Origin of the sequence: Truepera radiovictrix DSM 17093, assembly GCF_000092425.1 — a bacterium.
GTDB lineage: Bacteria > Deinococcota > Deinococci > Deinococcales > Trueperaceae > Truepera > Truepera radiovictrix.
The window spans coordinates 2,711,612-2,727,935 of record NC_014221.1; the positions used below are offsets into that span (position 1 = coordinate 2,711,612).

The following is a 16,324-nucleotide window of genomic DNA, read 5'->3' on the forward strand; positions in this document are numbered from 1 at the left end:
TAGGGGGAACCCTACGCGCCCCAAGCACGCGGACGACCTAAAGCTATTTAATCACCTGGGTGACGACGCCAGCGCCGACGGTGCGACCGCCCTCGCGGATGGCGAAGCGCAGCCCCTCTTCCATGGCGATGGGTTTGATGAGCTCGACCGAGAGCTCCACGTTGTCCCCCGGCATCACCATCTCCACCCCCTCGGGCAGCGTGCACACCCCCGTGACGTCGGTCGTGCGAAAGTAAAACTGCGGCCGGTACCCCGAGAAAAACGCGCTGTGCCGGCCCCCCTCCTCTTTCTTCAGCACGTACACCGACCCCTTGAACTGCGTGTGCGGCGTGATCGACCCCGGCTTCGCCAGCACCTGCCCCCGTTCGATCTCATCGCGCTGCACGCCCCGCAGCAGCACCCCCACGTTGTCCCCCGCAATGCCCACGTCGAGCGTCTTCCGGTGCATCTCGACCCCCGTCACCACGCTCTTGCGCGTCTGCGACAAGCCCACGATCTCCACCTCTTCACCCGTCTTGACCTGCCCACGCTCCACGCGCCCCGTCGCTACCGTCCCGCGACCCGTGATCGTAAACACGTCCTCCACCGGCATCAAAAACGGCTTGTCAATGTCCCGCTCCGGCGTCGGTATGTAGCTGTCCACCGCGTCGAGGAGCTCCCAGATCTTGTCCACCCACTCGTCTTCCCCGCGCTGCGTATTCGGGTTCGCCGTCAGCGCTTCGAGCGCTTTGAGAGCCGACCCTTTGATCACCGGAATGTCGTCCCCGGGAAAGTCGTAGCTCGACAGCAGCTCCCGCACCTCCATCTCGACCAGCTCCAACAGCTCCTCGTCGTCGACCATGTCCGTCTTGTTCATGAACACCACGATGTACGGCACCCCGACCTGCCGCGCTAGCAAAATGTGCTCCCGCGTCTGCGGCATCGGCCCGTCCGCCGCCGATACCACCAAGATCGCCCCGTCCATCTGCGCCGCCCCCGTGATCATGTTCTTCACGTAGTCCGCGTGCCCCGGACAGTCCACGTGGCTGTAGTGCCGCGCCGCCGTCTGGTACTCCACGTGCGACGTGTTGATCGTGATCCCCCGCGCCTTCTCCTCCGGCGCTTTGTCGATCTGGTCGTACGACAGCGTCTCGATCGTCGGGTCCGCCGCCGCCGCCGTAAACGTGATCGCCGCCGTTAGCGTCGTCTTCCCGTGGTCGACGTGCCCTACCGTCCCAATGTTGACGTGCGGTTTCGTCCGCTCAAACGTCGCTTTCGCCATCTTCTGGCCTCCTTAACGTGGCCTCACGGGGCCAAGCAGCCAAAATCGGCCAGCCCGCTCACGGGTCTGACCTCATCCGGCTTCGGGTTCTAAGTTGGAGCTCGTGGACGGGATTGAACCGTCGACCTCTCCCTTACCAAGGGAGTGCTCTACCACTGAGCTACACGAGCCTACTTGAACCGCAACCCAACGCCCCAAGCGGTCCCCGGACGGGAGCTCCCTCCGGGGTACGCTCGGCTCGGTTGGAGCGGGAGACGAGATTCGAACTCGCGACATTCAGCTTGGGAAGCTGACGCTCTACCAACTGAGCTACTCCCGCACACACTGCGCTTACAGATCGCGCACCCGATTCGGCACCCTAGGCGGCTTTACGCCCGCACGTCGTGCTAGGGATTGGTGGGCCGGGATGGATTCGAACCATCGTAGGCAAAGCCAACGGATTTACAGTCCGTCCCCTTTAACCACTCGGGCACCGACCCACGGGCAACCTGCGTCTGGAGCCACCCATCGGAATCGAACCGACAACCTTCCGATTACAAGTCGGGTGCTCTACCAGTTGAGCTAGGGTGGCCCAACCGCGCTCGGGCAGCTTTGAAGCGTGCCCGAATATGAAGCGTAGCATGCTCTTCAAGGGGTGTCAACAGCCCCCCGTCAGCCCCCGACCGGCGCGCGAGAGGGCTTCAGGCGCGCGAGAAAGGCGCCGGCGTCGGGAGCGGTGTTGACAACGTCAATCGCGCTGAGACCGGCCTTGCGGGCCATCAGGACGCCGTAGCGGAGGTCGTGGTAGCCGTCGACGTGGTGGGCGTCGGGGTCGATTGCAAAGCGGCAGCCGAGCGCTTTGGCGCGCGCGACGAGGCGCCAGTCGAGGTCCAAACGGCGGGGGTTAGCGTTGATCTCGACGACGGTGCCGGCTTCGGCGCACGCCGCTAGCACCGCCATGACGTCGACCTCGTAGGGGGGGCGACGCAGGAGGAGGCGGCCGGTTAGGTGCCCCAAAATGCTCGCGTAAGGGTGCTGCACCGCGCGCACCAAGCGCTCGGTCTGCTTGACTTTGTCGAGCGTGAAGTGCTGATGCACGCTGATCACGGTGTAGTCGAGCTTGGCCAAGACCTCGTCGGGGTAGTCGAGCGAGCCGTCGGGGAGGATGTCTACCTCGAGCCCGTGCAGCACCTTAAAGTCCGCGCCGTCGCGGTCGAGCGCCTCGCGGAGGCGCGCGACCGCTCTGGCCTGCTCGAAGACGCGCTCCACGCTTAAGCCGTTGGCGTAGTACGAGGTGCGGGAGTGATCGGCCAGGGCCAGGTAGCGGTAGCCGAGGGCGCGCGCCGCCGCCACCATCTCGTCGAGCGAACAGGCGCCGTCGGACCAGGTCGTGTGGTTGTGGACGAGCCCGCGGATGTCCGTCAGCGTGACGAGCGCCTCGTCGCCCACCAGCCCCCCCTCGCGCCGCTCGGGGGGGACCATCGGGAGACCTAGCTGGGTCCAGAGCGCCGCTTCGGTGGGGGTCGGCAGCAGCGTCTCACCCCGCAGCAGCCCCGCGGGGGTGAGCCGCAATCCCTTGGCGGCGGCGTGCGCCGCGAGCGCCGCGACGAACGCCTCGCTGCCGGTGCGGCAGGCGAGCGCGGCACCTAGAGCCTCCGCGTCGGCGCACCACAGCTCAAGGGGCCGCCCCTCAAAGCTCAGGTGCAGCTCTCCCCCCTCGCTCGGGGTGGCCCCGAGCGAAGCGAGGCGCTCTGCGAGCACCGTCACAGGGAGCCCAGTCACCACGAACGAAAGCGCCCCGACGGTCTCGAGCGCACGCCGCAGCTCCCCGGCGCGCTCGAGCGTCGCTTCCGGTGCGAGCGTTTTGCAAAGCGCCTCGAAACGCGCGGCGCGCACCTCGGCCTCGTCGAGGCGCTCGCGCTCGCGCGCTTCGAGCGCGAAGCGGGCGGCCGCCGTGACGGCGGCGGCGCTCTTGGCGCCAAAGCCGCGCACCTTGGCCAGGCGACCGTCCCCCGCCGCCGCGAGGAGCGCGTCGAGGTCGGCAATCCCCGCCTGCCAGAGCGCCCGCACCTTTTTGGGGCCCAACCCCGCGACCCGCAGGAGTCCGAGCACCCCCTCCGGCACCTCCGCGTAGAGCGCCTCCAAGAGGGGGAGCTGCGGCGCACCGCGCCCCCTCAAAGCCTCTACGGCGGCCGCGACCCCCGGTCCGACGCCGCGCACCTCGGTCAGGCGCCCCGCTTCGAGCAGGGGTGTGAGGTCGCCCTCGTACGCCTCGAGCCGCCGCGCCGCCCCCGCGTAGGCCGCGGCGCGGTAGGGCTCGGCGCCGAGCACCTCGAGGAGGCGCGAGACCTCCAAAAGCTGCCGTACGAGCGACTTTTTATCGGGCCAGAGGGTGGCCGCGGGGGGTGAGGGGGGCTCGGTCATGAGGGTAGTCTATCGCCCCTGTCGCGGGGCGCGGTACACTGGCGTCCGTGTGTTCTCTCCTTACCCTCTCCGCAGGGGTGTGGCGGGGCGTTCGTGTAGGGCTCCTCACAGCCCTGGCGTTGGGGACCGCTGCGGCGCAGGGCACCCCGGCAGCGGCCGACACACCCGCCGAACGCGTCACCCCGCTCCCTCCGCCCCCCTCGGTGTGGCTCGAGGCGGGTCTCGGCTACCGCCCTACCGAGACGGGGCTAGCGCCCGCCCCCCGCTTCGGGGTACGCGGCGTGCAGCCCCTTTCGGAGACCACCGGGTTCTACGGCGCGTTCAGCCTGCCGGACGCGCCAACCCTCGACCTCGGCGGTTGGTTCAGCTTTTTGCCGGGTCCAGAAGACCTCTTCGGCTTCCGCAGCTTTGCCGGCGCCGGCCTCACCTACGCTGCGGGCTCGTTCGGGTTCGCCCTAAGCGCCGCGGTCGCCTACGAGGTGGCGCCGGGGACGGCGCTCACGTTCGTCTACACCCACCGCCCGCTCCTCTTGCCAGCGCTCGGGCAGTCGTTCGACCTCTCGCTCGGCGTCCGCTTCGACCTACCGGGGGCGGAGTAACCGGCGTGGCGCACACGGCCCTTCACGGTGGGCGCTCATAGGAGGCGTTCACGGTAGACTGCGGGGCATGAGCATCAAACCGGACTGGTGGATTCGGGAGCGCGCGCGCGCGGGGATGATCGAACCCTTCGAGGACCGGCTCGTGCGGCAAGGGGTCATCTCGTACGGGCTCTCGTCGTTCGGCTACGACCTGCGCGCCGCCCCCGAATGGCGGGTTTTCGTCAACGCCTTTAACACCGTCGTCGACCCCAAAAACTTCGACCTGCGCGGGCTTGTCGAGACGAGCGGCGACACCTGCATCATCCCCCCCAACTCGTTCGTGCTGACCCGGAGCGTCGAGTACCTGCGCGTCCCCGACGACGTGATGGTCGTCGCCCTCGGCAAGTCGAGCTACGCGCGCTGCGGCATCGTCGCCAACGTCACGCCGCTCGAGCCCGGTTGGGAGGGGCACGTCACCCTCGAGCTCTCCAACACCACCCCGCTCCCCGCCAAGGTCTACGCGGGTGAGGGCATCGTGCAGCTCCTCTTTTTCCAGGGGGAGCGGCCGGAGGTCACCTACGCCGAACGCAAGGGCAAGTATCAGGGGCAGCGCGGGGTGACGCTCCCGAAGCTGTGACGCGTCGCCCGGTCATCTGGCTACGCACGCCAGAAGAGGCCGCTTTGCACGCACCTTCCGAGCTACGGGTAGCCACGCACCCCGAGCGTCCCCCAAGCGGAACGTGGGATTCTGGTGCGGCCGCGCCGAACCTCGTCAGCGCTCGCTCACGACCGGCCGTCCCGCGTTGCCCTCAACGCCCCCAGGCAGCTCGTCGAACTCCTCGGAAAAGGCCGGCAGGGTGACCCGGAAGGTCGTCCCACGCCCCTGGACGCTCTCGACCTCGATCATCCCGCCGTGGACGTCGGTGATCTGCTTGGCGATCGCGAGCCCCAACCCCGCACCCCCGCCGGCACCCTTGTAGAACTTTTCGAAGATGTGCGGCAGCACCTCCTCGGGGATACCGGGGCCGCGGTCGCGCACGATCAGCACGACGTGTTCGTCGGTCGTCACGAGCCCCAGGGTGACTTTGCGCGGGTTGCCGGTCGCTTTGACGGCGTTGGCGGTCAGGTTGCGCACGAGCTGTTTGAGCCGCTCCGGGTCGCCGAGCAACAGCCCCCCCGGGCGCGACTCGAGCCGCACCCCCGGAAACTCTTCAGCCACGGGTTTGAGGATGTCGGTGTGCGGGTCTAGAAGGTGCGGGACGTACTCGCGCACGAGCTGACCGCGCGTGAGCTGCAAAAGGTCGGCGACAAGCCGCGACATCGAACGGGCGATGCGCTGCGCGTCCTCGAGCTCGGCCCGCACCGAGGGGGGGGCGCGCCGCACCGAACGGTCCAAAAACCCCTGCAAGCTGGTTAAGGGCGTGCGCAGCTCGTGGCTCGTCTCGGCGAGAAAGGCGCGCTGCGCGTCCATCGAGGCTTTGAGGCGCAGGATAAGGTCGTTGAGCACGCTGCTCAGCTTGCCGACCTCGTCGTCGGGGCCGCGGTACGTGATCGTCACGAGGTTGCTCGGGTCGAGCTGGGCGGCGGCGTTCGCGAGCTGCGTCACGGGGCGCGCGGCGGCAGCGGCCACGAGGTAACCGAGCAACAGGCTGAGGAGCACGAGAACGCCCGCCACGACCACGAGCATGCGGGCGAGCTGCTCGAGCGCCGCCCCGATGTACCCCGAGGGCGAGATCACGGCGGCCACCCCGAACGACACGGGTGCGAGCGCCGCGCTCACGGGTTCACCGGCGAACACACCGTTCCAGGTCAGCGGACCCTCGCGCGCGGCGAGCACCACCTCGGTAGGAATAAGCAGCGTGCCGCGCCCCGCGGCCGCCTCATCCGCCTCGTTGGAGGCGGCGATGCGCGCCCCCGAGCTGCTGTAGAGGTGGATGATGACCCCGCCGGTGGCCGCGCTGCTCAGCCGCGGCGCTTCGGCGGCCTCACCCTCGAGCGGGTCCTCGGCGTCGGCAGCGTCGGCGGCATCGGCGTCGTACTCGCGGGCGACCCGCGCGACGTCCTCCTCGAGCGCTCGCCGCAGGTCCCCGATCAGGCTCGCCCGCACCACCGCGAAGGCCGCGAGCGACGCTAGCGCCGTAAAGCAGGCGATCGCCAGACCCGTAAAGAGGGTGATGCGCCAGCGCAGGGCGATACCGCGGCGAGAGATCATCGACCGAGTCTGCCGCATCTAGCTTAAGGCGCGCTTAACGGCGCTCTCACCGTGACCCCGCTCAACTCTTGATGGCGTAGCCGATCCCGCGCACCGTCCGGATAAGGCCGTAACCGCCCGCGTCGCGCAGCTTGGCACGGATATTCGCGATGTGGACGTCCACGACGTTCGACGAGGGCGGTAACTCTTCGCCCCAGACGTTCTGCTCGATCTCCTGGCGGGTGTAGACGCGCCCCGGCGAACCGCAGAGGTAGACCAAGAGGTCGAACTCGCGCGGCGAGAGGCGGATCTCCTGCTTGTCCCAGTAGAGCTGCCGCCGGTTGATGTCGATGACCATATCGCCGACAGTCTGCGCCGAACCCGCGTTCTGGTGGCGGAGCTGCACGCGGATCCGGGCCAGCAGCTCCTCGGTGTGAAAGGGCTTGGCGAGGTAGTCGTCGGCGCCGGCATTGAGCATCTCCACCTTCGTCGCGACGTCGTCGGCCGCGGTCAGGATGATGATCGGCGTGCTGCTCGTTTTGCGCACGCGGCGCGCGATCTCGGCGCCGCTAAGGTCGGGCAACCCCAGGTCGAGCACGATCAGGTCGGGGTTTAGCTCGCGCACGGCGGCGAGCCCGCGCATCCCCGTTTCGCACGCCGTCACCCGGAACCCCGCCTCCTCGAGCTCGAGGGTTAGGAGGCGGCTGATATCTAGATCATCCTCCACGATTAAGATGTGCTTGCTTTGGCTCATCGTGATGTGCTCCCCTTGGTCAAACGGACTTTACGCGCACGAACTGTAGCGCAACAGCGGCGTCAACCCGAGCGCCGCCACGGGTCTCCAGGTGCGGCGCCACGCCCTTGGGCCCCTAAGGCCCCGCGAGCGGCGCGAAGTGCAGCTCGATACCGTAAGCGTCCAGCAGCCACTTTTTCAGCGATACCGCCCGCTCGGCCCCCTCGAAGCGGACGAAGATGTCGTCGCCCGTGGGGCCGATGCGCCCGTACGGCGCCTCCGCTACCGCGGCCGCCGCCTCGCGCTCGCTGGCATCGGGGGGCAAGATCAAGAGCCGCACCTCGGTTTCGGGCTCGAGGGCGTGCGGAAACGTGAGCTCTTTCCCCTCGACGACCCCCGAGGTGTAGACGGGGATAAGGTCCGGATGGACGAGCTTTACGACCGTCCCTGGCAAAAACGCGTGGCCGGCGATGAACGCCTGGCCGAGCGCGAGCCAGAGCAAAAGCGCCTTCATGGTCGCCTCTGTCGGGGGGGGAGAAAACGCAAACTCGGAGCGAGGCCGTACGTCATGGAGGGCATCCTAACAGGGGGCACGCTAAGCGGGGCATAGGGTTGCGTAAAGGAACCTTCATCCTTGATGGCTTCTCGTGCGTTAACGTGCCCATTATACGACACGCGCGGCGCGCAGCCTCCGGGCGAAGCGACGCAAAAGGCCACAAGCACCCCCCCAAGGCACGGGTCGTACGAACCCACCAGCACCTGCTAGCCTAGGGGGGTGCAGCGCGACCCGCAACGAGCCGCTCCTGAAGCGTTTTACCTCGACGGCCCCCTCTACTACCTCGGCCGCGAGCTTCCTCACCAGCTCGACGTCACCTTGCTGCGCACCGAAGCGGGTCGCGCCGCGCTCCTCTTTCGCACCGAAACCGGGGCGCGGGCGCACCTCGCCGCGCTCCCCCATGCGCTGCGCGTCAGGGTCGCGCCGGCGAACGATTGGCGCGCGAAAGAGGAGCTTCTGCTGGCCGCTGGGGCGCGCGGCGCGACTGCCGTGTGGCTCGACGTCGCCGTCGGCACCCTCGAGCCCACCTTGCGCGCCCCGCTCGCCGCAGCGCTCGCCTACGTGCGGTCGTTTCGACGCCAGAGCGCCTGCTTGTAGCCCTGGGCGCAGCCAAGGGTGCTAAAAGGCGGCGCGCGGCCCCACCCCCAACCACACCCCGCCAGCGTAGCCGAGCGTCACCCCGAAGCTGACTGGCGTCCCGTAGCCGAGCACGGCGTCGAGCGAGGCCGTGAGGTCGGCCCCGACGTGCAGCGCGCCGTCCAGCCAGAGCCGCAACCGCGGCTCTAGGGTGACGCGCTCGGCGGCGTAGAGGCCGTCGCCGTAGCGGAGCGCGAGGGGAAGCGAGCGCCGCAACCCGAGCGTGCTGAGCACGGCGACGTCGGTCGCTGGCGCGGCGGGTAACGGCCAACGCGGGCGAAACCCCGCCAACCACGCCGCCTCCACCCCCCACCCCGCTTCGGTGCGCGCCACCACCCCCTCCCCCCAGAGGCTTAACCCCCGCGCGGCGCTCCAGACCCCGTGGAGCGCCGCGCGCCCCCCCCGCACGCGGTACCCCCAGGGGTCGGTGCGCTCCTCGGCGAGCGCGGCGTGGGCGCTCGCCTCGAGAGCGCCGCGCGCAAGGGTGGGGTCCAGCAGCCTGAGCGCCGCCCCCTCGGCGCGGAGCGAGGCGGTGTAGCGGTCGAGGGGCAGGTACGCCCCCACATGGGCCCGCACCCCGAAGGCGGTCTCGCGGCGCCCCCCGCCCCCCGCGTAGGGCCAAGCGCCCGCCTGCACCCCGAAGCGCAGGGGGCGCGGCACCGCCCGCAGCACCTCGTACGCCCCGTAGTCGTAGCGCACGTAGCCGTAGAGGCCACTCGTGGCCGTCAGCGCGGTGTCGAAGCCGAGCACTGCGGCGTAGCTGTGCGCGGCGGAGTCGTCAAGGCCGAGCACGCTCACCTCGGCGGCGGCGCCGAAGGGCGCCACGCGCAGCTCCCCGGCGCTCGGCAGCCAACCGAAGGGGGCGAGGCTCGGCAGCGGCGTGTAGGGGCGCACGGGGAAGGGGCCGCGTTCGGGAGGCGCTGCCGGCGGCGTCTTTAGCGGCGGTGCGGCCGGCGCGAGAGCGTGCGGCGTGCGCTCTTGCAAGGCGTCGGCGGCGGATAAAAACGCCACGTCGTAACCGCCGCCACCTAGCGCTACGTACCAGACCCCCGTTCCCTCCGGGGAGGCCGCCGGGGCGAAGGCCCCCCCCAGGGTACGCGTCTGCTGCACGAGGCGCCCATCCGTGAGGGAGAGCTCGAAGAGCTCGGCGACCCCCTGCGGCCCCACCGCCCGAAAGAGGAGCGCCCTTTCGCCGCGCCACGCGGGCTCGAGCGCCTGCAGCTCGGGCGGGGTGAGCCAGCGCACCCCCCCCTCGGGGTCTAGCAGGGCGAGCCGCACCGCACCCCGCTGCCAGAGGCTCAGCGCCACCTGCCCCGCGGGGCTCACCGCCACCCCCACCGGATGCACCCCCGGGGGCGCTGTCCAACGCGTGCGCACGTCGCCCTCACACCACGCGTCCAGGCGCGCCCGCTCGGGGGGAGCGTCGCGCACGAAGAGCACGCACCCCTCGGGGGTAACCGCGGGGAGCTTGGCGCGCGCCCCGTTCGTGAGCTGCCGCTCGACCCCCGTGTGCACGTCGAGGGCGAAGAGCTCCGACAAGGTGCGGCCGGGCCGTGGGGCGACGCGCGCGTAGACGAGCGTGCGCGCGTCGAGCCAGGCGAGCGCCGTCGGCAACCGCCCCTCGAGGAGCGTGCGTTCGTCCTCGAGCGTGCCGCCGGGGCCGACCTCGGCGAGCTTGATCGCGGCCGGCCAGCTCACCCAAGCGAGCCTCCGGCCGTCCGGGCTCGGCGTCGGCGCGCGGGTATACCACCCCGTCGCGGTGCGCCGCGCCCCCACGCCGCGCACCTCGTGAAGCGCAGCGGCGCGCGTTCGGGCGCGCGCCAGCACCTCCGCGCGCCACGTCGCCCACTCGGCCTCTAGGTCCGTCCCGACCGCCTCGCGCCACGCCGCCGCAAAGGGGCGCAGCACCCCCCCGGCGTTAAAGGCGCGCAGGCTCGCCAGCACGGCCCCGAAGCCGTGTCGGGTGATCAGGGCGTCCGTAAAGGCGCCGCCGAAGAGGTACTGCGCCTGCGCCCCCGGCCACCCGCTAAAGGTCGCGAGGCTCACCTCGGGCAACGTCGGCCACCTTCCGGCGAGGGCAACGCTCTCCAAAAGCCCGCGGGTCAGGGCGGCGTCGCGGCGCCCCCCCGCGGTAAAGGTGCTCTCGGCCCACACCGCTAGCCCCTCGATAAGCCACGCCGGGGGCGGGGTCGCCGCCGTCTCCCCCACCAGGCCCAGGCGCGGCGCGCCGCGGCCCTCCAAAAAGGCGAACTGCAGCACGTGCGTGAGCTCGTGCACCAGGAGCAGCGCAAGGTCGCTCTCGGCGCCGTAGCCGAGCGCCGTGTCGGTCGGAAACAGCGCCCGCAGCCCCACGTTGGGTCGCGGCAGCGCGGAGGCGAGGCCGTTGTAGACGTCCGTCTCCCCCTCGACGCGGAGCGTCACGGGTGGGGCGGAGCCGAACAGGGGTTCCAGCACGTCGAGCGCTGCTTCGGCTTCGCGCGCCACGCGCTGGGCGTAGGCTAAGAGCGCCGGGTCCTCAAAAAGCACCCGCACGCGCGGCGCGGCGACCTCGTAAGCGGCGTGACGGGAGGGCGCTTCGGGGGTGTGACCGCCCGCCCAACCGACCAACAGGGCGCTCGCGGTGAGGAGCGTTACAGCAAGGGGGCGCACGTACCTCGGGGGCCCCTCACACCCGGTTGCGCTTGAGCTGCTCGAGCGGGTAAAAGGTCCCGCGCCAGGTGATCCCCCCGTAGCGCAGCGCCCGCAGCATCGACGCCAGCGCCGCGTAGCTCAGCACGGCGACCCCAAAAGGGTGCAGCAGGGCGTACCACGCCGGCAGCTTGCAGAGGCGGGCGTTGTAGCGGTAGACGAGCGCGATGTTGAGCAGGACCAGCGCGTAAAGCAGCCGCGTCAGCCCCGAGGTCATCAGCACCGCGGCGAAGGGGAGGATGTGGGTCACCAGGAGCCCCGCGAGCGCCAGCAGCAGCCAGGCGGGGGAGTACGCAAAACCCGCGAAGGCGTTTTTGCGCAGGCCGCGGATCGCCTCACCTACGCTCCCGTACCACGCGACCCGCATGAGCTCGGGGGCCAGCACCACCCCCTGGCGAAAGCCCGCGCGCTTGACGAGTTTGCCGAGCATCATGTCGTCATCGGGCCGCAGCGCGATGGGGCGGTGCCCGCCGATGGCGCCATACACCGAGCGCTTGAGGAGGTTAAAGGCGCCGATGCCGACAAAACGCTTTGAGCGCGGCCGCGCGACCCGCCAGAGGCCGCTATAGAAACCGAACAGGAGCGTGAACACGGCGACGAACGACCCCAGCCAGGGGCTTTTCGCGACCATCCGTGGGAGCGCCGCGAGGTGGTCTAGGCCCGCGTCCTGGGCGAACGCCACCGCCGCGCGCAGCGCCCCCGGCGCGAACTGCACGTCGGCGTCGGTGAAAAGCAGCCACTCGCCGCGCGCCACCTGCGCCCCGCGCCACAGGGCGTGATTTTTACCGAGCCACCCTTCGGGGAGCCGCGACACGTGGAGCACCCGGAGCTGCGGGTGCTGCGCGCGCAGCGCCTCTAAGATCTCCCCCGTGCGGTCGGTTGAACGGTCGTTGAGGGCGACGACCTCGAGCCCCGGATAGTCTTGCTCGAGCACCGAGGTGAGCCCCGCGCGAATCGTCGCCTCTTCGTTGAGCGCGGGGACGACGACCGTCAGGGTGGGGAGCGCCCGGGTCTGGGGGTGCGCGCGCAGGTGCGGCACGCGGCGCATGCCCCAGAACCAGTCGAGGCTCAGGGCGACCCACAGCAGCAGGGTGATCGCGGCGAGCGGGAGCACCCCCCCAGCATAATCGCCCCGCGAGGGTCGCGCGGGGCGGGGGCTACGGAGTGCACGTGGGTTAGGGGGCGGGCTCGAAGGGCACGTCGGGCTCGAGCCAGCAGAGCACCGCTGCGGGCAGCGTCGTTACGAACAGCCAGACGCCCCAGAAGACGGCCTGCCGTTCGCTCGAGGTTTGCGGCAGCCAAAACAGCCCACTATCCGCGGCGAGGTAGCCGTAAAGCGCTGCAAACAAGACGCTCGCGCTAAGCACCCAGAACGAGACGCGAAACGCGCGGTCTCTTACGGCGAGCTGCCGCTCGTCGAGCATCCCCCCCGGTTGCGGCCAAAGCAGGACGAGCTGAAACACGCAGATCAGCACGTAACCGAGTACCGTCAGTAGGCCGAGCAGCAAAAGAAGGGCGAACCCCGCGCCACCGAGCGCTTTGCTGGGCTCCCAGAGGAGCACGAGTAGAAGGTAGGAAACGTATGTACCCACGACGCTGATGCGGCGAACGAAACGGGATGTCCAGAGGTGAACACCACGATGCATAGGCGCACACTCCTTCGGCGCGGACGCGCAGACGTTACCGCGTCACAGCGGGCTCGAGATCCAGGCTTCCGGCGCGGCGCGCTGCAGCCCCGAGAGGTGAGGGCTAGGGAAGCTTTCGGTAGCATGGATCTACGCCTTTGACGGACGAGAAAGCTCCTCAGTGGGCGGGTCGGGCTCGAGCCAGGCGGTTAGCGACAGCGGCAACCAACCAGCGGCGAAGAGCAGAAAGACAAAAGCAGCCCTGTACACCTCCGTAGACGTTGGCGGAGTCGCTGGTTCAAAAAGGAGACAGATGGCGACAAGCGCGGCGATCACCAAACAGAGCGCCCGGTACGCCCGAAAGTAGACATGCGCCTTAAAGGCGCGCTGGCGCTCATCGAGGCGCGCGTGACCGAGATGGACGACGCGTCCCGTCGCGCGGTCGAGCCACACGCTGAGCAGCAGGGAGAGTGCAAGACCCCCCATCCAGAGCCAAGTGGGCAGACCGAAGAGTAGCGCCCATAAAACTAGCGGCAGCGACACGAGCCACTGCGCGAGTACGACGAGGCGGCGCAGCGCACGGGGTAAAAAGAGCGTCACGAAGTCCGCTCCGCACTCAAGGCGTCCGGCTCATCCGGGGTGGGGTCGGGCTCGAGCCAAGCGACGATCCACGTCGGGAGCATCAGGGCGGCGAGCCCCGCGGCGGCGACGAGCATCCGCCAAGGGCCCGTAAAGGCCGCCGGGTAGCCCCCCAGGAGCGCAAGCAGCGCGAGCACGTACCAGCTCACGGCGGGGTAGGCGGCGCGGTGGGCGCGGTCGCGCACCGCCTGCTGGCGCTCGTCGAGCGCGCGGTCGGGGAGCGCATCGACGAAACCGACGCTCCAGCTGAGCCCCGCGCTGCCGAGCGCGTAGCACCCGATGAGCGCCCAGAGCGCCAGCCCGCTCACCCCTGCGAGCGCGACGAGCACCCCGGCGGCGAGCACGGCGGCGGAGGCGAGTACGAGCGCGCGCCGCTGGCGGCGTGAGAGCGCTCGGTAGGCGGTCGTGCGTGGTGAGGTCATCTCTCTCCTTTGGGGTAGCTGCGGCGGTGCCGGGTCAGCGGTCGGGGTCGTCGCTGGCCTCGCCGTTGCGGTGGGCGTAGAGCGATTCGCTCAAAGGTTTCAGCGGCTCCGTCGAAAAAATCGCCTCGATCGGCAGCCCGAAAAGCTTGGCGAAGCGAAAGGCGAGCTCGAGGCTGGGGTTGTAGTCGCCGCGCTCCAAGTAACCGATGGTTTGGTAGTTCACCCCCACGGCGTCCGCGAGCGCTTGCCGCGAGAGCCCCCGCTCGGCGCGCAACACGGCCAGGCGGTTGTAGATGGTGGTTTTCTGGGTCGGCACATCACCTCCTTATTTGCTTGATACGTATTGTTGTACATCTACAACAGAATGTCAAGTCCAACCGAAAGTGTCGCGGGTCGGTACAATGCGCCATGCCCGTCTACATCGTCGATAAACCCTTGGGGCTCACCTCGCACGACGTGGTCGCGCACGCGCGCAAGGCGCTTAGGACGCGTCAGGTCGGCCACGCGGGGACGCTCGACCCGCTCGCGACGGGGGTGCTCGTGCTGCTCACCCACGAGGCGACCAAGCTCTCCCCCTTTCTGAGCGGCTCGGACAAGGCGTACCTGGCGTGGGTCGCGTTCGGCGCGAGCACCCCGACCTTGGACACCGAGGGGCCCATCAGCGAGACGGGCGACGCCTCGCAGCTCACGGCCGAACGCGTCGCGGCGGCGCTGCCGCCCTTTTTAGCGCTCACCGAGCAGAGGCCGCCGCAGTACTCGGCGGTCAAGCGGGGCGGGGTCAAGGGGTATGAAGCGGCGCGACGCGGGGAGGCGCTCGAGCTCGGCGCGCGGCCGGCGGGGTACCGGCGGCTCGAGCTGCTCGGCTTCGCCCCCACCCGCGACGCCCTGCCTAGCCCCGTCCCCGCGACCCTACCCGAACCGCTCGGCGCTCTCCCCACAGCGCTCCTTAAGCTCGAGGTGCGAGCCGGCACCTACGTCCGCGCCTTCGCCAGGGATCTCGGCGCCGCGCTCGGCGTCCCCGCCCACCTCGCCGGCCTCGTCCGGACGCGCGCGGGGCGGTTTTCCCTCGCCGACGCGCTCCCCCTAACCGCGCTCGGCGAGGCCGCGGGTCGCCCCCTCGCCGACGCGCTCCCCTACCCCTTGCTCACGCTCAGCCAACAGGAGGCGCTGCGGGTGCGGCAGGGCCAACCCCCCGCGCTGCGTGAGGCGCTCGACGTCGGTGCCCGCGTCGGCCTCGTCGACCCCGAGGGCCAGCTCGTCGCCGTCGCCGAACGCCAGGAAGGCCGGCTTAAACTGCTGCGGGTGTGGGTGTAACGGCGCGTCGCCGTCAACCCCACAGGGGCGTTGTCTGGCAACCCAATGCGGGGCGTATACAGGCGCGCGCGCCTGACATAAACTGGGGCTAGTTCCGTATACAGGAGTGTAGCTATGAATATCGGTATCCCCAAAGAGGTCAAACGGCACGAGTACCGCGTCTCGGCCACCCCCGGCATCGTGGGGGCGCTCGTCAAGCGCGGGCACACGGTCGTGGTCGAGAGCGGCGCGGGCGAGGGCAGCTCGTTCGAGGACGCCGCCTACGAAGCGGCGGGCGCGCGCATCGTCGGGAGCGCGGCGGAGGCGTGGGCGCAGGAGATGGTCCTCAAGGTCAAAGAGCCCGTGGCGCAGGAGTACGGCTTTTTACGCGACGACCTGCTGCTCTTTACCTACCTCCACCTCGCCGCCGACAGACCTCTCACCGAGGCGCTCTTGGCCGCCGGAACGACCGCCATCGCCTACGAGACGGTGCAGCTCCCCAACGGGACGCTGCCGCTGCTCACGCCCATGAGCGAGGTCGCCGGGCGCATGGCCCCGCAGGTCGGCGCGTACCACTTGGAGCGCTTTCTGGGGGGTCGCGGGGTCCTCTTGGGGGGTGTACCGGGGGTCCAAGCGGGTGAGGTCGTCATCTTGGGGGGCGGCGTCGTCGGGACAAACGCCGCGAAGATCGCTCTCGGTCTGGGCGCGCGGGTGAGCATCATGGACATCTCGCACGCGCGGCTGCAGTACCTCGACGACGTCTTCGGCGGGCGCGTGCAGACCCTGGCCAGCAACCCGGGCAACATCGCCGAGGCCGTGCAGCGCGCCGACTTGCTGATCGGGGCGGTGCTCATCCCCGGCGCCAAAGCGCCGCACCTCGTCACCCGCGAGATGCTCGCGACCATGAAGCGCGGGAGCGTCATCGTCGACGTCGCCGTCGATCAGGGGGGGTGCATCGAGACGATCCGCCCGACCACCCACGACGAACCCACCTACGTGGTCGACGGGGTGGTTCACTACGGCGTCGCCAACATGCCGGGGGCGGTACCCAACACGAGCACGGTCGCGCTCTCCAACCAGACGCTGCCCTACACCCTCGCGCTCGCCGAAAAGGGCCTAGGGGCGCTTCACGAGGACCGCGCCCTGCTGCAGGGGCTCAACACCCACAAGGGGCAGCTGACCTACAAAGCCGTCGGGGAAGCGTTCGGCATCGCGACCGTGGCGCCGGAGACCGCGCTCGCCGAGGCGCCGCTGCTGGCCTGACGCGGGCCCCGACCCGGTGTTACCCAAAGCTCACCC

16 protein-coding genes and 4 tRNA genes are annotated in these 16,324 nt (G+C 69.8%); 5 read left to right on the forward strand and 15 right to left on the reverse strand.

Annotated features, from left to right (window positions below; translation table 11 throughout):
• Positions 1 to 43: 43 nt before the first annotated feature.
• The 6 genes from tuf to TRAD_RS12390 form a co-directional block, all read right to left on the reverse strand.
• Positions 44 to 1,261, reverse strand: a complete 1,218-nt coding sequence (tuf, locus tag TRAD_RS12365; protein ID WP_013177534.1) for an elongation factor Tu — start codon at positions 1,259 to 1,261, stop codon at positions 44 to 46.
• A gap of 95 nt (positions 1,262 to 1,356) precedes the next feature.
• Positions 1,357 to 1,431: transfer RNA gene (locus TRAD_RS12370), tRNA-Thr, on the reverse strand.
• Between the two features lie 73 nt (positions 1,432 to 1,504).
• A tRNA-Gly gene (locus TRAD_RS12375) sits at positions 1,505 to 1,580 on the reverse strand.
• Between the two features lie 75 nt (positions 1,581 to 1,655).
• Positions 1,656 to 1,740 (reverse strand) — tRNA-Tyr (locus tag TRAD_RS12380).
• Between the two features lie 16 nt (positions 1,741 to 1,756).
• Positions 1,757 to 1,832 (reverse strand) — tRNA-Thr (locus TRAD_RS12385).
• Between the two features lie 80 nt (positions 1,833 to 1,912).
• Positions 1,913 to 3,664, reverse strand: coding sequence for a DNA polymerase/3'-5' exonuclease PolX (locus TRAD_RS12390; protein ID WP_013178954.1), 1,752 nt, complete (start codon positions 3,662 to 3,664; stop codon positions 1,913 to 1,915).
• A 47-nt stretch (positions 3,665 to 3,711) separates the two neighbouring features.
• On the opposite strand from TRAD_RS12390, the gene TRAD_RS12395 reads away from it, so the two are divergent.
• Together TRAD_RS12395 and dcd are read left to right on the forward strand one after the other, a co-directional pair.
• Entirely contained in the window at positions 3,712 to 4,263 is a 552-nt protein-coding gene (locus TRAD_RS12395; protein ID WP_013178955.1) for a hypothetical protein, read from the forward strand.
• A 67-nt stretch (positions 4,264 to 4,330) separates the two neighbouring features.
• Positions 4,331 to 4,879: a dCTP deaminase gene (gene dcd / locus TRAD_RS12400; protein ID WP_013178956.1), complete on the forward strand. Its 549-nt coding sequence runs from the start codon at positions 4,331 to 4,333 to the stop codon at positions 4,877 to 4,879.
• Between the two features lie 135 nt (positions 4,880 to 5,014).
• Here the strand turns inward: dcd and TRAD_RS12405 are convergent, their stop codons facing one another.
• From TRAD_RS12405 to TRAD_RS12415, 3 genes are all read right to left on the reverse strand, one after another.
• On the reverse strand, positions 5,015 to 6,454 hold the full coding sequence (locus tag TRAD_RS12405; protein ID WP_013178957.1) for a sensor histidine kinase: 1,440 nt from the start codon (positions 6,452 to 6,454) through the stop codon (positions 5,015 to 5,017).
• Between the two features lie 61 nt (positions 6,455 to 6,515).
• Complete coding sequence (locus TRAD_RS12410) at positions 6,516 to 7,187, reverse strand: response regulator transcription factor (protein WP_013178958.1); 672 nt, start codon at positions 7,185 to 7,187, stop codon at positions 6,516 to 6,518.
• A gap of 115 nt (positions 7,188 to 7,302) precedes the next feature.
• Positions 7,303 to 7,680: a hypothetical protein gene (locus TRAD_RS12415; RefSeq protein WP_013178959.1), complete on the reverse strand. Its 378-nt coding sequence runs from the start codon at positions 7,678 to 7,680 to the stop codon at positions 7,303 to 7,305.
• Between the two features lie 261 nt (positions 7,681 to 7,941).
• Between TRAD_RS12415 and TRAD_RS12420 the strand changes: the two genes are divergently transcribed.
• Positions 7,942 to 8,319: a hypothetical protein gene (locus tag TRAD_RS12420; RefSeq protein WP_013178960.1), complete on the forward strand. Its 378-nt coding sequence runs from the start codon at positions 7,942 to 7,944 to the stop codon at positions 8,317 to 8,319.
• Positions 8,320 to 8,340: 21 nt separating this feature from the next.
• Here the strand turns inward: TRAD_RS12420 and TRAD_RS12425 are convergent, their stop codons facing one another.
• From TRAD_RS12425 to TRAD_RS12450, 6 genes are all read right to left on the reverse strand, one after another.
• A complete protein-coding gene (locus tag TRAD_RS12425; RefSeq protein WP_013178961.1) occupies positions 8,341 to 11,007 on the reverse strand; it encodes a hypothetical protein in 2,667 nt (888 codons plus the stop codon).
• 16 nt (positions 11,008 to 11,023) lie between these two features.
• Positions 11,024 to 12,160 (reverse strand): glycosyltransferase family 2 protein, encoded by a 1,137-nt coding sequence (locus tag TRAD_RS12430; RefSeq protein WP_013178962.1) that lies wholly within the window; start codon positions 12,158 to 12,160, stop codon positions 11,024 to 11,026.
• 61 nt (positions 12,161 to 12,221) lie between these two features.
• Positions 12,222 to 12,692: a hypothetical protein gene (locus TRAD_RS16400; protein ID WP_013178963.1), complete on the reverse strand. Its 471-nt coding sequence runs from the start codon at positions 12,690 to 12,692 to the stop codon at positions 12,222 to 12,224.
• Between the two features lie 129 nt (positions 12,693 to 12,821).
• Positions 12,822 to 13,271, reverse strand: a complete 450-nt coding sequence (locus TRAD_RS12440) for a hypothetical protein (RefSeq protein ID WP_013178964.1) — start codon at positions 13,269 to 13,271, stop codon at positions 12,822 to 12,824.
• Positions 13,268 to 13,732: a hypothetical protein gene (locus TRAD_RS12445; RefSeq protein ID WP_013178965.1), complete on the reverse strand. Its 465-nt coding sequence runs from the start codon at positions 13,730 to 13,732 to the stop codon at positions 13,268 to 13,270. Before TRAD_RS12445 ends, TRAD_RS12440 begins: the two co-directional genes overlap by 4 nt.
• 34 nt (positions 13,733 to 13,766) lie before the next feature.
• Positions 13,767 to 14,048, reverse strand: a complete 282-nt coding sequence (locus tag TRAD_RS12450; RefSeq protein WP_013178966.1) for a helix-turn-helix transcriptional regulator — start codon at positions 14,046 to 14,048, stop codon at positions 13,767 to 13,769.
• Positions 14,049 to 14,140: 92 nt separating this feature from the next.
• Between TRAD_RS12450 and truB the strand changes: the two genes are divergently transcribed.
• Positions 14,141 to 15,046 (forward strand): tRNA pseudouridine(55) synthase TruB, encoded by a 906-nt coding sequence (gene truB / locus TRAD_RS12455; RefSeq protein WP_013178967.1) that lies wholly within the window; start codon positions 14,141 to 14,143, stop codon positions 15,044 to 15,046.
• Positions 15,047 to 15,160: 114 nt separating this feature from the next.
• Entirely contained in the window at positions 15,161 to 16,288 is a 1,128-nt protein-coding gene (ald, locus tag TRAD_RS12460; protein WP_013178968.1) for an alanine dehydrogenase, read from the forward strand.
• Positions 16,289 to 16,324 lie beyond the last annotated feature (36 nt).

Coding starts and splice junctions, on each gene's coding strand:
- TRAD_RS16400 (WP_013178963.1), bottom strand. CDS start 12,692: ATGCATCGTGGTGTTCACCTCTGGACATCCCGTTTCGTTCGCCGCATC.
- tuf (WP_013177534.1), bottom strand. CDS start 1,261: ATGGCGAAAGCGACGTTTGAGCGGACGAAACCGCACGTCAACATTGGG.
- ald (WP_013178968.1), top strand. CDS start 15,161: ATGAATATCGGTATCCCCAAAGAGGTCAAACGGCACGAGTACCGCGTC.
- TRAD_RS12445 (WP_013178965.1), bottom strand. CDS start 13,732: ATGACCTCACCACGCACGACCGCCTACCGAGCGCTCTCACGCCGCCAG.
- truB (WP_013178967.1), top strand. CDS start 14,141: ATGCCCGTCTACATCGTCGATAAACCCTTGGGGCTCACCTCGCACGAC.
- TRAD_RS12405 (WP_013178957.1), bottom strand. CDS start 6,454: ATGATCTCTCGCCGCGGTATCGCCCTGCGCTGGCGCATCACCCTCTTT.
- TRAD_RS12410 (WP_013178958.1), bottom strand. CDS start 7,187: ATGAGCCAAAGCAAGCACATCTTAATCGTGGAGGATGATCTAGATATC.
- TRAD_RS12415 (WP_013178959.1), bottom strand. CDS start 7,680: ATGAAGGCGCTTTTGCTCTGGCTCGCGCTCGGCCAGGCGTTCATCGCC.
- dcd (WP_013178956.1), top strand. CDS start 4,331: ATGAGCATCAAACCGGACTGGTGGATTCGGGAGCGCGCGCGCGCGGGG.
- TRAD_RS12390 (WP_013178954.1), bottom strand. CDS start 3,664: ATGACCGAGCCCCCCTCACCCCCCGCGGCCACCCTCTGGCCCGATAAA.